General features: G+C 54.7%; 31 protein-coding genes. 5 read left to right on the top strand and 26 right to left on the bottom strand.

Going from position 1 to position 23,768, the window contains the following annotated elements; translation table 11 throughout:
• Positions 1-13: 13 nt before the first annotated feature.
• From cutA to D0C27_RS04140, 26 genes are all read right to left on the bottom strand, one after another.
• Positions 14-400, bottom strand: coding sequence for a divalent-cation tolerance protein CutA (gene cutA / locus D0C27_RS04265; protein ID WP_137430486.1), 387 nt, complete (start codon positions 398-400; stop codon positions 14-16).
• Positions 401-446: 46 nt separating this feature from the next.
• Positions 447-1,421, bottom strand: coding sequence for an AraC family transcriptional regulator (locus D0C27_RS04260; RefSeq protein ID WP_137430485.1), 975 nt, complete (start codon positions 1,419-1,421; stop codon positions 447-449).
• 122 nt (positions 1,422-1,543) lie between these two features.
• The gene (locus tag D0C27_RS04255) at positions 1,544-2,089 is read right to left on the bottom strand and encodes a flavin reductase family protein (protein WP_137430484.1); all 546 of its coding nucleotides are present in this window, start codon (positions 2,087-2,089) and stop codon (positions 1,544-1,546) included.
• 122 nt (positions 2,090-2,211) lie between these two features.
• A complete protein-coding gene (locus D0C27_RS04250; protein ID WP_137430483.1) occupies positions 2,212-3,297 on the bottom strand; it encodes an LLM class flavin-dependent oxidoreductase in 1,086 nt (361 codons plus the stop codon).
• Between the two features lie 278 nt (positions 3,298-3,575).
• On the bottom strand, positions 3,576-3,962 hold the full coding sequence (gene rplQ, locus D0C27_RS04245; protein ID WP_003805334.1) for a 50S ribosomal protein L17: 387 nt from the start codon (positions 3,960-3,962) through the stop codon (positions 3,576-3,578).
• A 202-nt stretch (positions 3,963-4,164) separates the two neighbouring features.
• Positions 4,165-5,148, bottom strand: coding sequence for a DNA-directed RNA polymerase subunit alpha (locus D0C27_RS04240; RefSeq protein ID WP_003805337.1), 984 nt, complete (start codon positions 5,146-5,148; stop codon positions 4,165-4,167).
• 153 nt (positions 5,149-5,301) lie between these two features.
• The gene (gene rpsD / locus D0C27_RS04235; RefSeq protein WP_009459976.1) at positions 5,302-5,925 is read right to left on the bottom strand and encodes a 30S ribosomal protein S4; all 624 of its coding nucleotides are present in this window, start codon (positions 5,923-5,925) and stop codon (positions 5,302-5,304) included.
• An 11-nt stretch (positions 5,926-5,936) separates the two neighbouring features.
• Complete coding sequence (rpsK, locus tag D0C27_RS04230; protein ID WP_003805343.1) at positions 5,937-6,335, bottom strand: 30S ribosomal protein S11; 399 nt, start codon at positions 6,333-6,335, stop codon at positions 5,937-5,939.
• Positions 6,336-6,349: 14 nt separating this feature from the next.
• Positions 6,350-6,715 (bottom strand): 30S ribosomal protein S13, encoded by a 366-nt coding sequence (gene rpsM, locus D0C27_RS04225; protein WP_003805346.1) that lies wholly within the window; start codon positions 6,713-6,715, stop codon positions 6,350-6,352.
• Positions 6,716-6,751: 36 nt separating this feature from the next.
• Entirely contained in the window at positions 6,752-6,865 is a 114-nt protein-coding gene (gene rpmJ, locus D0C27_RS04220) for a 50S ribosomal protein L36 (RefSeq protein ID WP_003805360.1), read from the bottom strand.
• Between the two features lie 32 nt (positions 6,866-6,897).
• Complete coding sequence (gene infA / locus D0C27_RS04215; protein ID WP_003805361.1) at positions 6,898-7,116, bottom strand: translation initiation factor IF-1; 219 nt, start codon at positions 7,114-7,116, stop codon at positions 6,898-6,900.
• A gap of 9 nt (positions 7,117-7,125) precedes the next feature.
• Complete coding sequence (gene secY / locus D0C27_RS04210) at positions 7,126-8,451, bottom strand: preprotein translocase subunit SecY (protein WP_003805363.1); 1,326 nt, start codon at positions 8,449-8,451, stop codon at positions 7,126-7,128.
• 12 nt (positions 8,452-8,463) lie between these two features.
• Positions 8,464-8,904 carry a 50S ribosomal protein L15 gene (gene rplO / locus D0C27_RS04205; RefSeq protein WP_022983333.1) on the bottom strand — a complete coding sequence of 147 codons (441 nt, stop codon included), beginning with the start codon at positions 8,902-8,904 and terminating at the stop codon, positions 8,464-8,466.
• A gap of 11 nt (positions 8,905-8,915) precedes the next feature.
• The gene (gene rpmD, locus D0C27_RS04200) at positions 8,916-9,101 is read right to left on the bottom strand and encodes a 50S ribosomal protein L30 (protein ID WP_003805366.1); all 186 of its coding nucleotides are present in this window, start codon (positions 9,099-9,101) and stop codon (positions 8,916-8,918) included.
• 3 nt (positions 9,102-9,104) lie between these two features.
• Positions 9,105-9,626, bottom strand: a complete 522-nt coding sequence (gene rpsE, locus D0C27_RS04195; protein ID WP_003805367.1) for a 30S ribosomal protein S5 — start codon at positions 9,624-9,626, stop codon at positions 9,105-9,107.
• A gap of 12 nt (positions 9,627-9,638) precedes the next feature.
• Positions 9,639-9,992 carry a 50S ribosomal protein L18 gene (gene rplR / locus D0C27_RS04190; RefSeq protein WP_009459977.1) on the bottom strand — a complete coding sequence of 118 codons (354 nt, stop codon included), beginning with the start codon at positions 9,990-9,992 and terminating at the stop codon, positions 9,639-9,641.
• Between the two features lie 21 nt (positions 9,993-10,013).
• Complete coding sequence (rplF, locus tag D0C27_RS04185) at positions 10,014-10,547, bottom strand: 50S ribosomal protein L6 (RefSeq protein WP_009459978.1); 534 nt, start codon at positions 10,545-10,547, stop codon at positions 10,014-10,016.
• 12 nt (positions 10,548-10,559) lie between these two features.
• Entirely contained in the window at positions 10,560-10,955 is a 396-nt protein-coding gene (rpsH, locus tag D0C27_RS04180; RefSeq protein WP_009459979.1) for a 30S ribosomal protein S8, read from the bottom strand.
• Between the two features lie 11 nt (positions 10,956-10,966).
• A complete protein-coding gene (gene rpsN / locus D0C27_RS04175; protein ID WP_003805371.1) occupies positions 10,967-11,272 on the bottom strand; it encodes a 30S ribosomal protein S14 in 306 nt (101 codons plus the stop codon).
• Between the two features lie 10 nt (positions 11,273-11,282).
• On the bottom strand, positions 11,283-11,822 hold the full coding sequence (rplE, locus tag D0C27_RS04170) for a 50S ribosomal protein L5 (protein ID WP_009459981.1): 540 nt from the start codon (positions 11,820-11,822) through the stop codon (positions 11,283-11,285).
• A gap of 12 nt (positions 11,823-11,834) precedes the next feature.
• Complete coding sequence (gene rplX, locus D0C27_RS04165; protein WP_003805373.1) at positions 11,835-12,155, bottom strand: 50S ribosomal protein L24; 321 nt, start codon at positions 12,153-12,155, stop codon at positions 11,835-11,837.
• Positions 12,156-12,168: 13 nt separating this feature from the next.
• A complete protein-coding gene (rplN, locus tag D0C27_RS04160) occupies positions 12,169-12,537 on the bottom strand; it encodes a 50S ribosomal protein L14 (protein WP_003805375.1) in 369 nt (122 codons plus the stop codon).
• Between the two features lie 278 nt (positions 12,538-12,815).
• Complete coding sequence (locus tag D0C27_RS04155) at positions 12,816-14,756, bottom strand: bifunctional diguanylate cyclase/phosphodiesterase (RefSeq protein ID WP_083055044.1); 1,941 nt, start codon at positions 14,754-14,756, stop codon at positions 12,816-12,818.
• Between the two features lie 101 nt (positions 14,757-14,857).
• Positions 14,858-15,490: a transglutaminase-like cysteine peptidase gene (locus D0C27_RS04150; protein ID WP_035269590.1), complete on the bottom strand. Its 633-nt coding sequence runs from the start codon at positions 15,488-15,490 to the stop codon at positions 14,858-14,860.
• Between the two features lie 426 nt (positions 15,491-15,916).
• Entirely contained in the window at positions 15,917-18,901 is a 2,985-nt protein-coding gene (locus D0C27_RS04145) for an Ig-like domain-containing protein (RefSeq protein ID WP_137430482.1), read from the bottom strand.
• 361 nt (positions 18,902-19,262) lie between these two features.
• Positions 19,263-19,592, bottom strand: coding sequence for a DHCW motif cupin fold protein (locus D0C27_RS04140; RefSeq protein WP_026482692.1), 330 nt, complete (start codon positions 19,590-19,592; stop codon positions 19,263-19,265).
• A gap of 196 nt (positions 19,593-19,788) precedes the next feature.
• Between D0C27_RS04140 and D0C27_RS04135 the strand changes: the two genes are divergently transcribed.
• From D0C27_RS04135 to D0C27_RS04115, 5 genes are all read left to right on the top strand, one after another.
• Positions 19,789-20,583 (top strand): hypothetical protein, encoded by a 795-nt coding sequence (locus D0C27_RS04135; RefSeq protein WP_170978543.1) that lies wholly within the window; start codon positions 19,789-19,791, stop codon positions 20,581-20,583.
• 146 nt (positions 20,584-20,729) lie between these two features.
• Positions 20,730-21,335: a hypothetical protein gene (locus D0C27_RS04130; RefSeq protein ID WP_021446654.1), complete on the top strand. Its 606-nt coding sequence runs from the start codon at positions 20,730-20,732 to the stop codon at positions 21,333-21,335.
• Positions 21,336-21,558: 223 nt separating this feature from the next.
• On the top strand, positions 21,559-22,485 hold the full coding sequence (locus D0C27_RS04125) for an SPFH domain-containing protein (protein WP_009454414.1): 927 nt from the start codon (positions 21,559-21,561) through the stop codon (positions 22,483-22,485).
• Between the two features lie 14 nt (positions 22,486-22,499).
• Positions 22,500-22,952 (top strand): NfeD family protein, encoded by a 453-nt coding sequence (locus tag D0C27_RS04120; RefSeq protein ID WP_026482689.1) that lies wholly within the window; start codon positions 22,500-22,502, stop codon positions 22,950-22,952.
• 23 nt (positions 22,953-22,975) lie between these two features.
• Entirely contained in the window at positions 22,976-23,734 is a 759-nt protein-coding gene (locus D0C27_RS04115; RefSeq protein WP_083053597.1) for a class I SAM-dependent methyltransferase, read from the top strand.
• The last annotated feature ends 34 nt before the right edge of the window (positions 23,735-23,768 follow it).

Raw genomic sequence — 23,768 nt, 5'->3', positions numbered from 1 at the left:
GGGCTATCTGAGATCACGCTGGACGCGTCTGGGTGCGGACCCAATCCAGATAAGCGGTGAAACCACCAACAACCGGAAGCACAATCAATTCAGGCAGTTCGTAAGGATGCTGCTCTCGCAAGCGATCTGCCAGTTCCGGTAGCCGGGCCACTGTGGTTTTGAAAGTCAGCGTGATTTCCTCATCACCCTGTAACTCCCCTTGCCACATGTACATAGACAAACTGGCGGGCGCAAGGTTCGCACAAGCGGCAATTCCATCTTCAACCAGGTGATGAGCCAGGTATTTGGCCAGCATCATATCGGGCACCGTCGTCTGCACCAGCACCAATTGCTGTGCATCCAGATCGGGCAAGGTCAAGGCCAGTTTAGGTTTGGAACTGAAGGAATTCTCAGAGGACATGCAGGGCTCCTAATCAAGCCCTTAGTGTAGCGCCGGATGCCGGCGCTTAGATGCTGGACCGAGGTCGAGTCAGGCCGCTTAATGTTTCAGAGGGGCGCTCGCCATAGCGATAGCGATAGTCAGCAGAGAACTGTCCCAGGTGGGTAAAGCCACAGGCCAGGGCCACCTCGGTGACTGACATGCCACCTTCCTGCAAATATCGGCGGGCCGCTTCCAGACGCATCTGCTTTAGACGCGCCATCGGTGCGACACCCAGATGTTCTCGGAACCCGGCATACAGGCTGCGCACGCTGACACCCGCCGCCTGGGCAATATCGCCAATGGTGATGGGCTGGCCGGTCTGGCTTTCCATGAAATCCAGGGCCCGTCGCAAAACATGCGGCAAGGCTGCTGCAGTCTTGTGAGTGGGCTGATTGTGCTGATGCAGCTCGAACAAGGCATAGATCAATGTCTGCTCGAACTGGCGCACCTGGCGCGGCTGATCAAACAAGGTGCCATCCGACACTTCGGCAAACTGCCAATCCAGCAAGCGGCGCAAACTAGCCCCACCGGGCGCATCCAAAGGAATGGAAGGCTGAAACTCCAGTGGGCCGCGCACGGGCTGCGCAAAATAATCCTGGTAATGGCGCTCCAGCCCTTGGCGTCCAATACGCACAAACAGCTTATCGGCCTCCAGGCTATGTTCCATGCTGAAGGCTTGAGTCGGGCTAATGATGGACGCCAAGCGCGAAGTAGACGCGAAACGTCCGTGCGCCGTATGAATCTGCTCTTGCCCCGACAGGGGGATTTGCAAAAGATAGAAGTCGTCCAGTGGCTGAGGCGCAATCTGCACCTGCGCTCCATAGCGCAAACGACCATAGGCCACATCCTGGCCTTGGCGTAGATACAGGCGTGCATTCAGGCGCTGACGGGTATCCGCCAAAGTCAGACTATGCGGGCAGAAAACCTGGGAGATATAGTGCTGAACGCAGTCCACATCCTGCGAATGCAGCTGGGCATAGCGATTCAGTATGGTGGTCATGAGCGTCGCAACAGGCGATAAAAAAGCTGTGCCTTAGTGTGGCACAGCCTCTCGCACTGCAACATCGAGACTATCCCTAGGCCCAGCTCAGGCATCCAGCCAGGGAGAACAAGCCCGCCGATTTACTGGCCCTGAAAGCGGCCAAAACGTCCCTGCCAGTACAGCAAGGGCGAATCCTGTTCCTGCTCGGCATGGTGCACCTGCAACACACGGCCCAATACCAAGGCGTGGCTATGGCGTTCAATTACTTCCACAATCTGGCAGGCCAAAGCGGCGGGAGCCTGTCGAGCCAGCCAGATGCCGTGCCCGGTACGCAGCCAATCGTGCCCGGCATAACGCGCATCGCCTTGCTCGCCTTTGAAACCGGCAAACTGCAAAGCCATGCCTGCCTGCTCGACACCCAGGATATTCACACCAAACAGACCACTGTCTCGCATCAAAGGCCAGGACGAGGAGCTTTGATTCACGCAGACCAGCACCTCTGCCGGATCTGCGGCTACCGAGGTCACCGAAGTCGCAGTCAGGCCGCTGCGCTGGCCCTGGTGTTCGACCGTAATCACATTGGCCGTGCCACCCAGATGGCGCATAGCAAGTTTGAACTGCTCGGCAGAAACCCCAGGCACGTGTAGCGCTTGGTCTGTCGGCAAGGAAGCCAATTCCACAGGCATGATTCACCTTTTCTAATCTTATGGGCAGCACAGTCATCAGGACGGTGCTGCCTGCGTGGCTTATGTGAACTGGCTATCCCCCTGAGCAAACCAAAGCCTGCCCGATAGCCAGCAGATCGCTCTTAGCGAATGCCACGCTGCTGCAACAAAGGCAGCACAGTATCACGGAAATAAGGGAATTCCTTTACATAGTCCACAAAGGACAAGGTTGTTCCCCGGAAACCGGCTTCGTGCAGAGCACACAAACCGTCGGCCACTTGCTCGGGTGTACCCACCAGCGGGAAACCGCCGTGGCCAGCCGCCATGCGCTCGCGAATCTGCTCCAGCAGTTCGTGCGGGAAAGAATGAGCGTGGGCAAACTGCAAATTCATCAGATTATCCACAGCGCCATTATCGATATTGCCCATGATGCGTTCCCACTCGGCCTTGGCCTCGGCTTCCGTAGGACGGCAAACCACGTGCGAGAACGTCATCACATCGACCTTGCGACCTTGTGCCTGGCCCTGCGCCTTGAGCTCGGCCACTTCTTTCCTGGAGCGCTCCAGCTCCATGGCGGGCGTGAACAGGAAGTTGGCATTGCGGCTGGCAAACTCACGGCCTTGACCAGAACCAGCGGCATTAAAGATAGGCGGATCAAATTCAGGACGGGGATTGCCGTAGACACCCTTGGCCTGGAAGTATTTGCCATCCCAATCGAAACGGCCATCGTGGTGCCAGATCTTCTTGATCAGATCGAACCATTCTTGCGCATAGCCGTAGCGGGTTTCATGATCATCAGGCAGCTTCACGCCCAAGGCGTCATACTCAGGCTTGTTCCAGCCGGCCACGATATTCAAACCGACCCGGTTGCCGCTCATCTGGGCCATGGTGGCGATTTGCTTGGCAATCACCACGGGATGGTTAGCAACCGTGTGCACAGTGGAAAACACGCTGATATTGCGAGTATTGGCCAGCAAAGCAGTCGCCCAGGTGACGGTTTCCAGTACGTAGCCGTGGAAATCGGTTTCGCCACCGTAACCAATCCAACGGGCGATAGGCAGCATGAAGTCGATGCCAGCATCGTCCAGCAGCTTGCCCAGCTTCAGATTGTTTTCCCACGTAGCTTGCCAGCGATCCGGCAAGGTCGATACCGTCATGCCACCACCGCAGTTAGTGGCAAAGGTTCCCAGCAGAAACTTATCGTGTGTGAGCAATGTATTCTGTGCCATCGCCAGTCTCCTGAAAATCGTCGTTCTTTACAGCTCACCACCATGGCGAAGCTGACATAGCGCAGATTTTAGGGAGCGGCCCCAAGGCCCACTATCGGATCACTGCCGGTTTTATCAATTGCCTGCAATTATTTGAACTTTAAAGTTATGCGGCCCGCAAACCTTGGTAAAAACCCTTGCATAACAGTGCCTTGCCATGACTTTGGCAAGCATCTGGCCAATAAAAAAACGGACTCCTGAGAGTCCGTTTTCAATACTACTGTAGAAACAAGCGGCGCTTATTCAGCAGCGGCTTCTTCCTGAACTTCTGGACGATCCACCAGCTCCATGAATGCCATAGGAGCGTTGTCACCCTGACGGAAACCCATTTTCAGGATGCGGGTGTAGCCGCCGTTACGCTCTTGGTAACGTGGGCCGAAAACTTCAAACAGCTTGGTCACTGCATCGCGGTCGCGCAGACGGGCGAAAGCCAGACGACGGTTTGCCAAGGTTGGGTTTTTAGCCAAAGTGATCAGAGGCTCAACCACGCGGCGCAGCTCTTTAGCTTTAGGCAGGGTGGTTTTGATGGCTTCGTGAGTCAGCAGGGACACGGACATGTTGCGGAACATGGCCAAACGGTGGCTGCTGGTACGATTCAGTTTACGTAGACCGTGACGGTGACGCATGATGATTTTCCTAAATAATGAATCTAATTGGCATGCCGCTTATGCGACATGCGTAAATCCGGTTCTTCTATCAGCTAAGCTGCGGACCAGATGGACAGCGCAAAACAATAGCACATTTTCAGCCGCCACCTACACTTTTTGCAGGTGTACAACACCAGAAAAAGTGTAAGCGGCGTCTAAGTACGTCTGTCTTGCTTACTACTTATGGACGCTCAAGACCCAGTGGTGGCCAGTTTTCGAGCTTCATGCCCAAAGTCAGACCACGTGCAGCCAACACTTCCTTGATTTCGTTCAAGGATTTGCGACCCAGGTTTGGAGTCTTCAACAGCTCGTTTTCGGTACGCTGGATCAGATCGCCGATGTAGTAGATATTTTCGGCTTTCAGGCAGTTTGCGGAACGAACCGTCAGTTCCAGATCGTCGACAGGACGCAGCAACACAGGATCGATCTGTGGAGCGCCACGCACTGGAGCTTCGTAGGCATCGCCCACACCTTCCAGAGCAGCAAACACAGAGATTTGATCCATCAGGATGCGAGCGGACTGGCGCACGGCTTCCTCGGGCGAGATCACGCCGTTGGTTTCAATGTCCAGAACCAGCTTGTCCAGGTCAGTACGCTGTTCCACACGGGCGTTTTCGACCGCGTAGCTAACACGACGCACTGGGCTGTAGGAGGCGTCCAGCACGATACGACCGATCGTGTGGGTGCGATCATCAGCCAGGGCGCGCACGTTACCAGGAACGTAGCCACGGCCTTGCTCAACCTTGATTTGCATTTCCAGCTTGCCGTCGTCGGTCAAGGTGGCAATCACATGATTGGGGTTGATGATTTCAACGTCGTGCGGCAATTCGATGTCGCTGGCCAGAACTTGGCCGGCGCCTTCCTTGCGCAGAATCAGGGTAACTTCTTCACGGCTGTGCAGCTTGAAGACCACGCCCTTCAGGTTCATCAAGATATCAACCACGTCCTCGCCCACGCCTGGCAGCGTGGAGTACTCGTGCACCACACCGGTAATCTGCACTTCAGTGGGTGCATAGCCGGTCATGGAGGACAGCAAGATACGACGCAGTGCGTTGCCCAGAGTGTGGCCGTAGCCGCGCTCGAAAGGCTCCATGATCACCTTGGCGTGATTTTTGCTGATCGGTTCAACTTCGATGGAACGGGGTTTCAAAAAACCTTGAGACATTCGATTTCCTTTTCAATACCCTCGGCTCGTTACACCGATAAGGCTGACGGAAACTGGCAAAGCCAGCGGGATAGTATCGCAAAGCCCACTTGCCGAAAATCGGGAAGTGGGCCTGCGATTACTGCATTGCGTAAGAGGTCTTCGCGTACAAAATTAACGCGAGTACAACTCAACAACCAGCGATTCGTTGATGTCTTGAGCGACATCAGCGCGATCAGGAGCTTGCTTGAACACGCCGGACAGCTTGGCGGTGTCAACTTCTACCCACTGAGGCAAGCCAATGCCCGTAGCCAGATCCAGGGATTCCTTGATACGGCCTTGGGATTTAGCTTTTTCGCGCACGGAAACAACGTCACCAGCCTTGATCAGCATGGAAGCGATGTCAGCGGTGTGACCGTTGACTTCGATTGCACGGTGGTTCACCAGCTGACGTGCTTCTGCACGTGTAGAGCCAAAGCCCATGCGGTAAACCACGTTGTCCAGACGCGATTCCAGCAATTGAATCAGCGTTTCACCGGTGTTGCCACGACGGCGGTCAGCTTCAACGTAGTACTTGCGGAACTGCTTTTCCAGCACGCCGTACATACGCTTGAGCTTTTGCTTTTCGCGCAGCTGCAGACCGAAGTCAGACGTACGAGCACCGGAGGTGCGGCCGTGCTGACCAGGACGCGATTCCAGTTTGCACTTGGAATCCAGCGAGCGACGGGCGCTCTTCAAAAACAGATCGGTACCCTCGCGACGCGAGAGCTTGCATTTTGGTCCAATATAACGAGCCACTTCGCTTCCCCTTAGATGCGACGACGCTTGGGCGGACGGCAGCCGTTATGCGGAACCGGTGTGATGTCTGCAATGCTGGTGATCTTGATACCCAGAGCATTCAGAGCACGCACAGACGATTCACGGCCTGGACCGGGGCCCTTGATGCGAACTTCAAGATTTTTAATACCGTATTCCATGGCAGTACGGCCGGCTGTTTCAGCGGCAACCTGCGCGGCAAACGGCGTGGATTTACGAGAGCCTTTAAAGCCCGCGCCACCCGACGTAGCCCAGGACAATGCGTTGCCCTGACGGTCAGTAATGGTGATGATCGTGTTGTTAAAAGAAGCGTGGACGTGAGCAATCCCGTCCGACACGCTTTTTTTGACTTTCTTGCGTGCGCGTGAAGCGCTGCTAGAAGCTTTGGCCATCTTCTATTCCTCGATTATTTCTTCAGGGACGCGGCGGCGCGACGCGGACCTTTACGGGTGCGAGCGTTAGTGCGTGTACGTTGGCCGCGCACTGGCAGACCGCGACGATGACGCATGCCACGGTAAGTTCCCAAGTCAGCCAAACGCTTGATCGAGAGCTGAACTTCACGACGCAGGTCACCTTCTACGGTGAACAGGCCGATCTGTTCGCGAATGCGCTCGAGTTCCGCGTCGGTCAGATCTTTGACCTTCTTGGAGTATTCAATACCCGATGCTTCGCAAATCTTGCGAGCGCGGGTGCGACCGATGCCGAAAATCGCGGTAAGACCGATTTCGGCGTGTTGATGCGGCGGGATGTTAATGCCGGCAATACGGGCCATGGTTATTCCTTGTTAAATCGGTTGCGTTTCGGCAACTTAGCCTTGACGCTGCTTATGACGTGGATCGGTGCAGATGACACGCACCACGCCATGACGTTTAATGATTTTGCAGTTGCGGCAGATCCGCTTTACTGATGCCATTACCTTCATGGTTTGACTCCTAGTTTCCTGTAACCGGCCGCTTATTTGGAGCGGAACACAATTCGTGCTCGGGATAGATCATAGGGCGTGAGCTCCACAGTGACCTTATCGCCCGGCAGAATCCGGATATAGTGCATACGCATTTTGCCTGAAATGTATCCGAGCACTACGTGACCATTTTCCAGCTTGACGCGAAAAGTTGCGTTGGGAAGGTTCTCAAGAACCTGTCCCTGCATTTGAATGACGTCGTCCTTTGCCATTTTCGTGAATTACCGCATCGGCAAGCTCGAGCCTTTGAAGTTAGCCTTCTTGAGCAGCGAGTCGTATTGTTGTGACATGACATAGGCCTGGGCCTGCGCCATGAAGTCCATGGTTACTACAACAATAATCAGCAAGGATGTGCCGCCAAAATAGAACGGTACATTCCAGCGCATTTGCAAGAACTCTGGTACCAAACACACCAAGGTAATGTAGATCGCACCGGCCAAAGTCAGACGCATCAAAATCTTGTCGATATAACGCGCTGTCTGATCACCGGGACGAATCCCTGGTACGAAGGCTCCACTCTTTTTCAGGTTGTCTGCAGTTTCGCGGCTGTTGAACACCAGGGCCGTGTAGAAAAAGCAGAACAAAATGATCAGCGCGGAGAACAAAGTAATGTAAAGCGGCTGACGCGGCGACAAAGCAGCCTCGATTTCACGCAACCAACCCAGACCGGGTGTGCTGGAGAACCAATTAGCAATTGTCGCTGGCAACAGAATGATGGACGAAGCGAAGATCGGAGGGATCACGCCAGCCATGTTCAGTTTCAGCGGCAAATGCGAGCTTTGACCACCATAGATACGGTTACCTACTTGCCGTTTGGCGTAGTTGACCGTGATACGACGCTGACCACGCTCGACAAAGACGACGAAGTACGTGACGGCGGCTACTAAAACGAGGATAAACAGTGCCGATAGAATCGACATGGAATCCGTACGCACCAGATCAAGCATACCGCCCAAAGCATTAGGCAGACCCGCTACGATACCGGCGAAGATCAGGATGGAAATACCATTACCCAATCCACGTTCAGTGATTTGTTCACCCAGCCACATGACGAACATGGTGCCAGTGACCAGTGTTACCACTGTCGTGAAGCGAAACAGCATCCCTGGGTCGATAACCAGACCGGGCTGCGATTCTAGAGCGATGGAAATCCCAACTCCCTGGAACAAAGCCAAAAAGACCGTTCCGTAACGGGTGTATTGCGTGATCTTGCGACGACCCGACTCACCCTCTTTCTTGATTGCTTCCAGCGTGGGCACCACAGCGGTCATCAATTGCATGATGATGGACGCAGAGATGTAGGGCATGATTCCCAGTGCGAACACTGAGAATCGCTCTAAAGCACCACCGGAGAACATGTTAAACAAACCCAGAATACCACTCTGGTTTTGAGTAAACAGTTCGGACAAGGCATCAGGATTGATGCCTGGTACCGGAATGTGCGTACCCAAGCGGTAGACAATCAGGGCGAGCAACAGGAAAACGAGACGACGTTTCAAATCGCCGTAGCGCGGACCCGACTTACTCTGTGCCTGAGCTTTTGCCACCGTGACCCCTTTTTATTCCAGCGAGCCGCCGGCTGCTTCGATCGCGGCGCGAGCGCCGGCCGTTGCATTAATGCCTTTCAGCGCAACTTTACGGGAAAGTTCACCGGACTTGATGACTTTAGCGTAACGCACCATTTGGCCAACCACGCCAGCCTGCTTCAGTGCCTGGACGTCGATAACTTCGGCATCCATTTTTTGCAGTTCGGACAGACGTACTTCTGCGTACAGGTGGTCGTCCAGGGTGGTGAAACCACGCTTGGGCAAACGACGTTGCAAAGGCATTTGACCGCCTTCGAAACCGACTTTATGAAAACCACCCGAGCGGGATTTCTGGCCTTTATGACCACGTCCGCCGGTTTTGCCCAAGCCGGAACCGACACCGCGACCAACACGACGTGCTGCGTGTTTGGCGCCAGCGGCGGGCTTGAGATTGTTTAATTGCAATTCAGACATCCCGATTCCTTTCAGGCTTCCGAGACCGTAACCAGATAATCCACCTTGCGGATCATCCCACGAACCTCAGGAGTATCAACCAATACACGGCTGGTGTTGACTCGGCGCAGACCCAGGCCGCGAACGGTGTCGCGATGGCTTTGCTTTGTGCCGATGACCGAACGCACCAACGTAACTTTGATTTGTTTCTGTGCCATGACTTACCCCAGAATTTCTTCAACTGTCTTGCCGCGCTTGGCAGCAATGTCAGCAGGTGTCGAGCAAGCACGCAAACCGTTCAATGTAGCGCGAACCATGTTGTATGGGTTGCTGGAACCCAGGCTCTTGGCTACGACGTTGCGCACGCCCATCACTTCGAAGATAGCGCGCATTGGGCCACCGGCGATAACGCCAGTACCTTCAGCTGCGGGAGAGATCAGAACGGTGGCTGCACCGTGCTTACCAACTACGGTGTGATGCAAGGTGCCGTTCTTCAGAGGCACTTTGATCAGACCACGACGGGCCTGTTCCATTGCCTTCTGAACAGCAACGGGTACTTCGCGGGCCTTGCCCTTACCCATGCCGATGCGACCATCGCCATCACCGACCACGGCCAGCGAAGCAAAGCTCATGGTGCGACCACCTTTAACGACTTTGCTGACGCGGTTGACCGCAATCATCTTTTCTTTCAGGCCGTCATCGCGCTCTTGCTCTGGAGCCTGTCTGCCTTGTGCTTTAGCCATTTGATAATTCCTTTAGAATTTCAAGCCGGCTTCACGCGCGGCCTCGGCCAGCGCTTTCACGCGGCCATGGTAACGGAAGCCCGAGCGGTCAAAAGCAACCGTCTCGATGCCCGCAGCCTTCGCCTTTTCGGCGACGCGCTTGCCAACCAGGCTGGCTGCCGCTACGTTGCTGCCAACGGCCAATTCTTTGCGAACTTCGGTCTCGACAGTGGAAGCACTGACCAGAACGCGGTCGCCTTCGGGCGAGATGATGCTCGCGTAAATATGCGTATTCGTGCGATGCACCGACAGGCGGTGTACGCGCAGCTCGGCGATCTTGCGGCGAGTAGCCACTGCACGACGCATACGGGATTGTTTCTTGTCCATGATTCGTCCTTGCCTGCGGGCTTATTTCTTCTTGGTTTCCTTGAGGATGACGCGTTCGCCGACGTAACGTACACCTTTGCCTTTGTAAGGCTCTGGTGGACGATAGCCACGAATTTCTGCGGCAACCTGACCAACCACCTGCTTGTTCGAGCCCTTGATCACGACTTCCGTCGGAGTTGGGCACTCGGCTTTGATGCCTTCAGGCAGGTCGTGCACGATGTCGTGCGAGAAACCCAGTTGCAACTTCAAGGCATTACCCTGGACGGAGGCACGGAAGCCCACGCCAACCAGACTCAGCTTGCGTTCGAAACCGGCGCTCACGCCAACAACCATGTTGTTGACCAGTTGGCGCACGGTGCCGGACATTGCGTTTGCGTGACGAGTTTCGTTCGCAGGCACAAAAGACAGCTGACCGTCTTGAAGTTCAATAGTGACGTCGCCAGTCAGAGTTTGAACCAAAGTGCCCAGAGGGCCTTTGACCGTGATCTGATCAGCGGCAATGGTCGTTTCTACGCCTTTAGGCAGGGAAACGGGATACTTAGCGATACGTGACATATGATGTTCTCCTTATGCCACGTAGCACAGCACTTCGCCACCGACGCCAGCTGCACGTGCTTTGCGATCGGTCATCACGCCGCGAGACGTGGACACGATAGCAACACCCAAGCCGTTCATGACTTGAGGGATGTGTGTGCTGCCTTTGTAGATGCGCAGTCCAGGACGCGAAACGCGGTCGATGCGCTCGATGACTGGCTGGCCGGCATAGTATTTCAGGGTGACTTCCAGTTCTGGCTTGGCTTTTTCGCCAACGATACGGAAATCTTCGATGTAGCCTTCGTCTTTCAGCACAGCAGCAATAGCTGCTTTCAGCTTCGAGGAGGGCATGCTGACCGATGTCTTGTTGACCATTTGCGCGTTACGCACGCGGGTCAACATATCGGCGATTGGATCGCTCATGCTCATGTGTATTTCTCCTACCAGCTGGCCTTGGTCATACCGGGGATCTCGCCGCGCATTGCCATTTCGCGCACTTTATGGCGAGTCAAACCGAATTTCTTGAAAACACCACGAGGGCGACCGGTGATAACGCAGCGGTTGCGTTGACGGGTCGGGTTCGCGTTGCGTGGCAATTGTTGCAACTGCAAACGAGCTTCGTAGCGCTCTTCGTCAGACTTGGACTGGTCGTCAATGATCGCTTTCAGTGCTGCACGCTTGGCGGCGAATTTCTCAGCCAGCTTGGCGCGCTTGATGTCGCGATTGATGAGGGAAAGTTTAGCCACGTTGCGCCCCTTAGTTGCGGAACGGGAAGCTGAACGCGCTAAGCAGCGCCTTGGCCTCTTCGTCCGTCTTGGCAGAAGTAGTGATGCTGATGTTCAGACCACGCACTGCGTCGATTTTGTCGTACTCGATTTCGGGGAAAATGATTTGCTCTTTAACCCCCATGTTGTAGTTGCCACGGCCGTCAAACGCACGACCCGACACACCACGGAAGTCACGAACGCGTGGCAGAGCCACAGCGACCAGACGATCCAGGAATTCGTACATGCGTTGACCGCGCAGGGTCACCATACAACCGATCGGGTAATCTTCGCGAATCTTAAAACCGGCAATAGCTTTGCGGGTTTTCGTGATAACGGGCTTCTGACCAGCAATTTTGGTCATGTCCGATACCGCGTTCTCGATAATCTTCTTGTCAGCAACCGCTTCCGAGACACCCATGTTGAGAGTGATCTTGGTGATGCGGGGTACTTCCATAATGCTCTTGTACTCGAACTGCTTTTGCAGATCGGCAACCACTTTTTCGCGGTAGAACTCTTGTAAACGTGCCATGTTATCCGCCCCTTAAGCCTTGGCGCCAACGGCTTTGCCGCTGGAACGATAAACACGCGTCTTCTGACCGTCGATCACCTGGATACCAACACGGTCGCCCTTGCCGGTTTCCGGGTTGAACAGTGCAACGTTCGAGATGTGGATAGGCATGGTCTTGTCGACGATACCACCCTGCGTGCCAGCCATAGGATTGGCTTTAACGTGTTTTTTGACTACGTTGATGCCTTCCACGATAACGTGGTCTGCATCGACGCGTTGCAGTACTGTGCCACGGCGTTTTTTATCACGGCCGGTCAGCACAATAACTTCGTCGCCTTTACGAATTTTTTGCATTTTTTCGCGCTCCTTACAGCACTTCGGGAGCCAAGGACACGATCTTCATGAACTTCTCGGTACGCAGTTCACGCGTAACGGGTCCGAAGATACGGGTGCCGATGGGTTCCAGCTTGGCATTGAGCAATACGGCGGCATTGCCACCGAAACGAATCAGCGAACCGTCTTTACGGCGCACGCCCTTAGCGGTACGAACCACTACAGCGTTGTAGATTTCGCCTTTTTTGACGCGTCCGCGCGGGGCCGCTTCTTTAACGGTAACTTTGATGATGTCACCAATTGCGGCATAACGGCGCTTCGAGCCGCCCAGCACCTTGATGCACATTACGGAACGCGCACCTGTGTTGTCGGCCACGTCCAGCGTGGTCTGCATTTGAATCATGATTTTTCCTGTTCCAACTTAATTGCAACGATCCAGTCAAAATGACTGGGTCACACAACCAGTTTTGGTCCCGTCAGATTCGGATCCAGCCAGTTCGATACCGTAAACCCGATCTCGATCTGGTCCGGCAAGCCGAACCCTAGGTTGAAATCTTGCGAGAGACAAAACGTTGTATTACCAACTTCAATCCGGATAGGCGACTAAGCCTCTCCGGTCAAAATAAAGAGGTAAGCCACATATACTAGCAAATAAACCCCAGAAAAACAAGGATTTATTTGCTAAGGCCTTGGCACGACGGCGTTTTCACGCAACAACTCGTCCAGCTGGGCACTATTGCTGCCTCGGGTTACCCGGCGCAAACCTATCCCCAATTCCTGCAGGCTCTGCAGGAACGCTGTCAGCAAGTGTCGGCCACCCACCTCGGCCTGCAGCGTCTGGGCGCGCTCATCGTCCAGGACAATATATTTGAGTGCCATCATGTGCAACCACAGAATCGATTCGGGCTGCTCCAGAACACGACGCAGACCAAATTGCACACCCAAGGGCCGCAATTTATCCACGAAAGCAACCGTTTCCACATCGTGCTCACTCAGGCAATAAGCATCCAGTTCAATAATCAGACGCCGCGTCTTGTCACCGGCCTTGGCCAGAACCTCAGCCACCTGATCTGCAAATCCAGGCTTGATCACCGATGCCCAGGAGACACGGACACTCAAACTGCCCTCGTTATCGGCTAACCAGTCGCTTGCCAGCTCCATCGTACGCAAGTCACACTGCCCCGACAGACCCAGACGCACCGCCACCGGAATGAACAAATAGGCAGGCAAACTGGCCTGTCCCGGTTGCTCGGGCAACAAATTCAGGGTTGCATCGTGAATCTGGCCCGCTTGCCCCCAGACTTCAACGCCCGGCTTCACACTCAATTCAATCCGGCCTTGCTCCAGACCACGCTCAATACGTGAATGCCATTCCTGCTCACCAATGGAAGAGCTCGCCTCGGAGTGAACCCCTTCAGACGGACGGTATTCCACTTCCTGATGCCCTGCCCCTTCGGCGCGCATCAAGGCATTGTCCAAACGCGTCATCACGGCGCTGAGCGAGTCCTGACCTTCATAGTTCGTCATCGCCATGGACCAGCGGCACAAACTGCCATCGGGTAGAGGCTGGCGCAATTCCTGCAAGGCAGTACGCAGTTCCTGGGCAAAGCCCATCACTTGAGGACCCGTCTGGCCCTTGAGCAGCACAATAAAATCAGAACCATTCAAGCGCGCCAGATTGCCCGCGTCCATGCCATTTTTCTGCAATAGCTCCGTACAACGCTGAGTCACCAGCTTCAGCCAGGCATCCACCGCGTCACGAGACAGGGAGGTATTCAATGGCAGCAAGTCCCGCTGACGGAATAACAGCACATGGCCGCCCTCTTCCTGTTGCAGCACCTGACGGAACATATTCACGAAGTACTTGCGATTGGCCAGGCCCGTGACCGGATCGCAGTTCAACTCCAGCTGTAACTGCTCGATTCGGGCATTTTGCTCCTGGCTGCTAACACGAATACGTTTTTGCACCGTGCTTAAGGTATGTGTGACGGCTTCCAGCTCGGGGATCGTGCGCACTTTCTTGCGGCTGGGTACAGACTCGCTTTGATCCATCTGTTGCAGCTCGAACTGGACGTGTTCGCGCAAAGCCCGGCGCAACCAGGCCATGACCATCAATACAAACACACCCCAGGCAACCCCGGCGCCCAGCACCAACAAAGTGACGCGCACAAAACTTTTCCACAAACTGGCGCGGGCGTACTCGTCAGCAGGTTTTACTTCGATCGTACCAATCTGATTCCAGCCATTACTGACATGGGCCGAGGCCACGGGTACATCAATCGGCAAAGAGTTGGCGAACCACGCGGGCGAAGATCCGCTGATCTGTGTTTCTTGCTGAGCACTACGCTCCACCAGGACCGTATCGGAGGTGTCAATAAAGCGGATACGCTCAAACTGCCCGGTATCGTACAAGGCGGCAATCAAAAGCTCCTGCGTCACCGGGTCCTGGTTGCTGGGCTGGGACAAGGTCAAGGCCAGCGAAGTCGCAGCCGACTCACCCTGAGCCTGCAACTGACTGCTCAAATACTGCCTTGCCGAATCGACGCTGAACCACAGCGTGCCAATCAAGATAGCAAGAATCGCACACGAGACACTTAGCAGGAGCTGTTTAAGTAAAGACATAGCGCTTCCGTATATTCCATAAATTCTGGTCTAGCCCACCCGACAAGGGTGTCCTGAAGTCTGTTTCCATTTGGTGCTCTAGCCCAAGGACCGGCACATCATCAAGGAACAAAACCTTCCTTACGCATTTTTTCCAGCAAACCACGCCACCGGCTGATACTGTCCACCGAACCTTTCTGGGCATTACCCACATACACCCCTTGCGAATTGAAGCTGAACACAGGGGTCAAATCAGGACGCTGGCTGGCGGGGCGAATCGAGCCACTTAAATTATCCAGCAGCAAAGGCTCGGCCTGGGGCGTGGGATAGTAGCCCAGAACCATGTGCGCAATGCTTTGCCCACCTACTTGAGCCCGCACGTAAATCAATCGCAGTTTTTCATTGGGCACACCCAGGTGCAACAAGGAAAAATACTTGCCGATAACAAAGTCCTCACAGTCACCCGCCGCTTTGCCCAAAGTCTCGATGGGCGTGGCCCAATAGTCCAGCTGGCCCCAAATATGAATGTCCTCGCCAGCCATCACATTCATATTCCAAAAATCATTGACGGCATCCAGCTGACGACGCTCACTTAAACCACGGGCGGACTCCAGATTAGCCATCCACCGATCCACGGCAGTCCCGGCACGGGCGCCAAAGCGGGAAACGGCGGTCTGGCGAATCTTGCTGACCTCGAACTGCAAGGCAGGCGCCGACAAGGGCAGCCACACCACAACCAGCAGTGCGACCAGCACAAACAGCGCAATCCTAGATCGAAGAAAAAGGCGTAGCCAGGCAAGAGACAAGAGCACGTCAATCCCAAATAAGCAAACCCTTATAACGGCGTTATAGCTTGCCTATTTAGTGAACGCTTGGCAATCGACAAAGCGTCTGAACCCTCTATATATAGAGCAGGCTGTTAAACGGTCTCGAATCACCCCAGCAAAAAGAAACAGCTGATCTACAAAACCGCAGAGCCAACACCTACCAGCTCAGCCTGGCCAGCCGTTCTGCTGCATGCACCCTCTTTCCTGCAGCCACATCAAGGATCATAGTCACAAATGCCAAACACCCACTATTGGCGCTGACGACAAGCTGCAGACATAAAAAAACCCCACAAACCCAAAAAGGCTTGTGGGGCTTGGGCACTACCCGCAGATAGTGCCTATCCGGTGAACAGCTTAGAAATCAGAAGACTTCAAAGTACCGTCTTTCAGCGAGTTGGCGATCTGGGCTGCCTTCTCTGCGTCAAAGTCGATGTTGTCCAGAATGATCTTCTGATCGATCTGGCCATTACCTTGAGAGCTGATACCGATTTCCATCTTGCCGTTATCCGAGCTGCCTACCGTCAGGTACTGGCTCAGATTACCGTCGTTGACGTCGTGGCCCGACAGCAAATCAGTGATATCCAAGGTGTCGGTACCCGAATCACCAAAGTCCATCACGTAATCCACAGCCGGTTTGCTGCTGGTACCTTCATCACCCTTGTTCCATACGAAGGTGTCATCACCCTCGCCGCCGAACATGATGTCGTCGCCAGCACCGCCGATCAGGATATCGTTGCCACCTTGGCCGTACAGGATGTCGTTACCAGCACCACCATCAAGGATGTCGTTACCACCGCGCTTGTCACCGTCAACATTGAAGTCAGCGTGGTTTTCCTTGATGTACTCGTACAGATCATTACCTGTTGCTGGAGTACCGCCGTTCTTCATTTGCAAGAACACTTCCAGCGCCTTCAAGCCCGAGCCGTCGGGCAGGTTGTCTGGACGACCACCCACTTCATGCCATGGCAACACATCGCCATCGGTATTGATCGTGTCACCAAAGATGATGTCGTTGCCGTCACCACCAATGATGTGGTCATTACCAACGGGGGCTGGATCGTTCGTTACCGAACCACCCTTCAAGGCTGCATCCAGGTCTTCCTTGGTGTTGACGATGTCGACCTTGTTAACCTCAGTCCAATCTTGAGGATTGCCGGAGGACAACAGCGTTACGTCATCAATGTAGACCTTGTAGTTACTGCTGCTGGAACGATCGTCCACCAGGAACTCGAAGCGGTATTGGCCTTCGCCCACGGGCTTGGTCGTGATGGTGCCGGAGCTACCTGGACGACCACCTTCCTGCACAACTTCCCAGTTACCTGTCTTCTCGTTGTACTTCTGCAGTTGCCACTTAAAGACGTCGGCACTGTTACGGCCGCTTTCAGCATAGTGGAAGCTCAACTTGCCATAGCTGCCCGCAGCAACGGTCATACCTGGGCCACGAACGGTAGTCGCGGTATCGCCATTGCGGCTGTAGGTATCCGTAATTTCCAATCGGTTATCCGGATACCAAGTGCTACCCTGGTTCTTGACTCCAACTGTGCCGTTACCGCCGACCTTGTTCCAACCGTCATGACGGCCGTTTTCAAAGTCAGTCACGTCCTTGGTGCCACGAACAACGTCAACAACCTCAGTACCCGTGTTGTCGTATTTGCGCAGGACATCCACGCTGACGTCGTTACCAATACCCACGGCGTAAACCTTGCTACCCGAAGAGGTAACCAGGCTGTCGTAGGCTGCCTTACCACGCGAATCAGCCGTAGCGTCGTAACCGCTACCAGCACCTTGGCCAGTACCGTACTGGGTTGGGTTACCGTCAGTCAGGAAGTACGTAACGTTTTCATAAGCGTTGCCGTACTTGTCGACTGCAGGTGCATCGCCAGTCTTGAACCATGCTTCAGCGGCCTTGAAGGCTGCTTCGTAGTTGGTACCACCCACGCTGGAGTTCCAGCTGGAGTTGTAGCCGTTCAAGGTATCAATCGAATTGAGCAGATTGATCAAATCGGCATGAGTCAGGTCCTTGAAGACCATAGGCGTATCAGCCTTGGTACCAAAGCCAATAATGCTCAAGTTCACCGTGCCGCCTTCATGGTTGGCCAAGCTTTCAGCCAAGGTCGTCAGCGCAGCCTTGAGCAACTGCATACGGTTCATATTGTCCGTACCAGAGGCTTCCTTCATGCTGTTGGAACGGTCAACCAGGATGGCAATGTTGTAGCTCTGGCCGTGAACGATATTTTCTTGCACACCGCCGCGGTCACCAATAATGACGTCGTCGCCCACGCCACCATTCGGATTGCCACCACCGTTACCATCAACAATCAGTTGATCCACATCCAGCGTGTATGGGCCGGAGTCGTTGGCAGACGCACTGTTGCCAGCCGAGTCTGTCGTCGTCACTTTGGCGTCAACCGTGTCGTTCTTCAACAGATCCTGTACAGGTACTGGGATCTTGAAGGTCAGATCATTGCCAACAGTACCGGTGTATTCCTTGCCACCGATAGTCAGAGTCACGGTATCGCCAGGCTGTACATCCTTGCCAACCGTACCGGTCACATCAATCGTACCCTTGCCGTCACCAGCCTCATTGTGATCCAGCACACCGTCACCGGCGATCGGATCCAACGTGATCTCGGCTTCAGGCAATGTGGTCTGCACACCGTAGTCGCGGTCGGCTTCAGCACTAGCGCTGTTACCGGCGTCGTCCTTGGTCTCGACCTTGGCGTGGACATTGTCATCCAGAGCCAGCTCGGAGCCAGGAACATTCACGTTCCAGGTCTTGCCATCGGTATTAACCGTGGTGGTGTAATCCTTGCCGTTCACGGTCACAGTGACCTTGTCGCCAGCCTTGACGTCCTGACCAACCTTACCAGTGATGGTGATGGTGGACTCGGACTCCGCCTTGTTGATCACGTCGTCACCCGCAATGGTGTCGATGGTGATCGAAGCTTCGGGCAGGTCAGTATCGACACCGTAGCCGCGGTCAGCTTCAGCGCTCGCAGGGTTACCCGCAGCATCTTCGGTCTCGACCTTGGCATGTACGTTCGAATCCTGGGCCAGCTCAGAGCCAGGAACGTCCACGTTCCAGGTCTTGCCATCAGCGTTCACGGTGGTCGTGTAGTCCTTACCGTTCACGGTCACAGTGACGGTATCACCAGCCTTGACGTCTTTACCCACGGTACCGGTAACAGTGACATCCCCTTCCGATTCAGCCTTGTTGATCACGTCGTCACCGGCAATGGTGTCGATCGTGATCGAAGCTTCGGGCAGATCAGTATCCACACCGTAGCCACGGTCGGCTTCAGCGCTCGCTGGGTTGCCTGCAGCGTCTTCCGTTTCCACCTTGGCGTGAACATTGCTGTCCTGGGCCAGTTCGGTACCAGGAACGTGGCAGAGGCAGAGGCAGAGGCAGAGGCAGAGGCAGAGGCAGAGGCAGAGGCAGAGGCAGAGGCAGAGGCAGAGGCAGAGGCAGAGGCAGAGGCAGAGCGGGGCATTGGGCAGCTTGCCTGGCGATCTTATGCAGATGCAGGACGCGGCATGGTGAGGGCCACCGTTACGGGGAGTGAGGCGATCGCTGTTTTAAAAAGCGGGAGGGGCAAATTATGAGGCGTAGATGACAAAAATGAATGTCAGCACAGAGGGATTGTTTACCCTTTAGATAGCCAGTTCCGACCATCTAAAGGGTGTTTTTACGTAACAGGCTTTAATCCACGATGTAGAGTTTGGCGCCCGTCTGGGTGGAGGAACGGTGCGGCTCGGCATTGTCAGCCACATGGTAAGACTGTCCCGGTTCCAGGGTGAAGCGGCGGCCGTCTTCCAGTTCGGTATCCAGCCGGCCTTCCAGACACAGCAACATATGGCCCTTTACGCACCAGTGGTCGGCCAGATAGCCGGGGCTGTATTCCACCATGCGTACGCGAATGGGGCCAAATTGCTGGGTGCGCCACAGGGCCATGCCTGTTTCGCCTTTGTGTTCTGTAGGAGTAATGTCGGACCAGTTAACGGTGCAAAAGGGTAGGTTCTGAATATCCATGCTTGCGGCTCGTGAGGAGGAATGACGTTTATAGTAGGCCTCTTTGTGAGGCTTGGTTTGTTGCCTTACTGATTTTTCCTGATACAGGCAATTTCAATTTAGAAATTTGCTGACGTCACAAACGCAGAGAGATGAGGAATACTCGCGCTCAACAGGGGCTTGTCATGGCACTTGTACTGACAAAAAGGGGAAGCGCATGAGTCTGTCTCAATCAACATTATTCGCACGGCACCGTGGACGGTGGAGCGTGCTGGCCGCTGCCTTGTTGCTATCAGCTTGCAGCAGTGTGCCTCAACAATCGGCACAGCGTGAGGCGGTCTCAGCGGCAGCCCCACAAACGGCCTCGACTTTGGGTACGCAATGGGGAGAAGGGCGTGAGTCACGGGCCTATTCGGTTCAGGCTCAGCGCGTCGAGCCTCTGCGTGATGAGCTGCAATTAGCCTATTCCGATGAACGCAGTATTCGCCAGGCTTTGGGCCAAAATCTGGATGCCCAGCGCAGCATTTTGCTGGATCAAGGCAAGGTGGAATTGTCTGTGCATGATGGGCGCGACGCACCTTTGACAATTTTCAGCAGCATCGGGCAGAAAAACTATCAGCTGGCGGGTAAAGCAGGGGAACGTTACGTCCTGGTCTATACCAATCGCAGCGCTACGCCTTATGAAATCATCACCACGGTAGATGGTCTGGATGTCTTGTCGGGCAAGCCGGGCAGCCGCAGCTATAACGGCTATCTCTTGCAGGCCGGGGCCGTCTTGCGTATCGAGGGCTTTCGTAAAAGTGCTGATGAAGTGGCCGCTTTCCGTTTCTCGGGCAAGGACCGGGCTTACGCGGCGAACACTCTGGCGGGTGACAAACGCAATATCGGTGTGATCGGTACGGTGCTTTACGAAGTGCGCCCGGTGACTCCGGCTCAAGCTGCCGTGCCGTCGCCCAATCCTTTTCCTGCTGACAAAGGCAATTGGCAATACGCGCCTGCGCCGCGTTATTAAGGCTTGACCGCTCTCTTTGGCAAAAGAGTAGATTGATTTTGACGAAGGGACGCAAGATAATCACGCAAATATCAGGGCTCTTAGCGGGAAATTACGCGCTTGGAGCCCTGCAATGACTCTGTTAAGGTGTGCCAGGATTAGCCACTTTGCAAGGACAGCGCGTGCCGCCAGAGTTGATCCATCCAGAGCATTTTGTCCACGTACGCATCATCATTGGCATGGTGCTGGGTATCAGCATTTCCAGACTGATCGTAGGCGTCTCTGAATTCATCCAACACCCCAAAGCCAAGCGTGTCTATCCCATTCACTTGGGGTGGGTGCTGTATCTGTTCCTGACGATTATCCATTTTTGGTGGTATGAGTTCAGTCTGGTGAAAGTGCAGGTCTGGTCCTTTCAGCTGTATTTTTTCCTGATTTTGTATACCTGTGTGTTTGCCATCATGGCGTCCTTGCTGTTTCCGTCCAATATGGAGGAATACCGCGGTTTCGAGGATTATTTCCAGACCCGGCGGCGCTCGCTTTACGGCTTTTTTGTGCTGATTCAGCTTATGGACCTGGTCGATACAGCCATTAAAGGAAAAGAGTATTTCTTGTCGCTGGGTGTGGAATACCCCTTGCAGCAAGCCGTGTTCATTGTCATGGGTCTGATCGCCATGGTGGTGCCCAGCAAGCGCTATCAGGCGGCCTTGGTGGTGCTGACGATAGTCTATAAAGGGCTGTGGATTTTCCGTTTGTACGATATTTTGAATTGAGTCAGCCGCTCGTTTTTTCGGGTTCTATCTGTCCTTAAAGGCGCAACGGTTTTCTCCGGCTGCGTCCCTTTCGTCTAGCTTGTCCGCATTTCTCTTTAGCTCCTGCCCGGTCAAATGGGACATGGATAGGCTATGGGGCGGTCAAACATCCGCTTTAGCAGATCTGTCATTAAGGCTGGGCTAGAATCGCTTTTTTAGTTGTGTTCTTGGAGATGGTGACGACATGAGTGGCTCCTTTACTTTTGTGGTGATGTTGGCGTTCTTGGCTGTGGTCGTGGTGATGGCTGGGGTCAAAGTTGTGCCTCAGGGCCAGCAATGGACGGTCGAGCGCTTTGGTCGCTACACCCGCACCCTGACGCCGGGCTTGTCCTTGCTGGTCCCTTTTATGGACCGCGTGGGCCGCAAGCTCAAAATGATGGAATCCGTGCTGGATGTTCCCTCGCAAAATGTGATTTCCCGCGACAACGTGGCCGTGACGGCTGATGGTGTCGTGTTTTATCGCATCGACAATGCTGCCCAGGCTGCCTATGAGATTGATCACCTGGAAATGGCGATTGTGAACCTGACCACCACCAACCTGCGTTCGGTCCTGGGTTCGATGGAACTGGATCACATGCTGTCCAATCGCGAAGTGATTAACGATCGCCTGCTGGCAGCGGTGGATGCAGCGACGACACCTTGGGGGGTGAAAGTTACCCGCGTGGAAATCCGTGATTTGAATATGGCTCCCGAGTTGCAGGAAGCCATGAACCTGCAGATGACGGCTGAGCGTCATCGTCGTGCTGCCGTGACCAAGGCCAGCGGCCAGAAAGAAGCCGAAGTGCTGCAAGCCGAAGGGGAGAAGCAAGCGGCTGTGTTGCGTGCGGAGGGTGAAAAGCAATCCGCTATCTTGCGTGCTGAAGCGCGTGAGCGTGAAGCCGAGGCCGAAGCCCGTGCAACCCGCGAAGTGTCCGAAGCCATCAAGAGCGGTGATGTACAAGCCCTGCAATACTTTGTGGGCCTGAAGTATGTGGAAGCCTTGCGTGATGTGGGCACGGGCCCCAATAGCAAGCTGGTGCTGATGCCTTTGGAGGCCAGCGGCATTACCGGTGCGGTGGCAGGTGTGACCGAGCTGCTCAAGACCACCGGCAGCAAGTTGGGACAAGGCTAAGCGGATAGCTGGAGGTGCTGATCTTGTCATTCATTTTTGATTCCTTTTGGTACTGGCTGGTGTCTGGCGTCGTGCTGATCGCTGCCGAGGTCGTCATCTCTGGCGTCTATCTGCTGTGGCTGGGTTTGGGGGCTTTGACGGTGGGCTTGTTTGCCGCCGCCTGGCCGGATGCTCCCTCCTGGTTGCAATGGCTGATTCTGGCCGTGGCCATGTTGGGGTGGGTGGTCGTTGGTGTACGTTGGCAACGACGCAGCCGGGCCAATCAGCCTGATATTTTGAATACCGGCTTGAGCGCCTATGTGGGGGCTCGCGCGCAGGTCAGCGAAAGCTTTGTGAACGGCCGTGGACGTATTCGGCTCAACGATAGTTATTACAGTGCCACAGCGACCCAAAACCTGGAGCAGGGCGCTGCGGTTGTGGTCTTGGCGGTGGAAGGCGCCGAAATGCGTGTTCAGGCTGTTGAGTAAGACAAATAGCAGGATGTAGAACAATGATGAACAATCGCTACGGCAAGCTGGCTTCTTTGGTATATCACCTGGACAAGCCGGTAGGACGCTCTTTCGGGGATGTGGAGTACTACCTGGAGCGCTTGCAAGGCACAAGCGGACCCATTCTGGAACCCGCAGTAGGCACAGGGCGCATTCTGATTCCCTTGTTGCAGGCGGGGCTGGATATCAGCGGCTTCGATCTGTCGCAGGAAATGCTGGATTATTGCCACCGTGAATTGGAGCTGCGCTCTTTGACGACACAGCTTCAACTGGCCGGTTTTACGGATTTCACAGCAGACCGCTCCTTGGAGGCGATTGTGGTGCCGGCTGGCTCTTTTCAGCTTCTGGATTCGTTTGAGCAAGGCATGGCCGCGCTAAGCCGTTTTCATGCCAGCCTGAAGTCAGGTGGGCGACTGTTGCTGGATCTGGACCCGGTGGCGGCGATTTTGAGTGTGCATCCAGGCATGCGGACTTGGTCGGCCGCTCCGCATGGGCTTATTACTCTCAATGCCACCGCCTTGGACAAGGACTATTGCGCTCAGGTAAGCCGTGAAATGCATCGCTACGAGTTGTGGGAGCATGGTGTCTTGCTGGAAACCCAGCTGGAACAGTTCTCGCTGCGTTGGTGGGGTGTTCAGGAACTGCGCATGGCGCTGGAGCAAGTGGGTTTTGGCGAGATTGTTATCTCCGGCGGGTATCAGTACGGCAAGACTCCGCAGGACACGGACGGAATTATTTCGTTTGAAGCGCGCAAGCTGTAAGACTGGGACTGGGCTTGGTGCCAGTAATCGTATT

It is taken from the genome of Alcaligenes faecalis (genome assembly GCF_005311025.1).
Lineage (GTDB): Bacteria > Pseudomonadota > Gammaproteobacteria > Burkholderiales > Burkholderiaceae_B > Alcaligenes > Alcaligenes phenolicus.
This window is presented reverse-complemented; position numbering and strand designations above follow the sequence as displayed.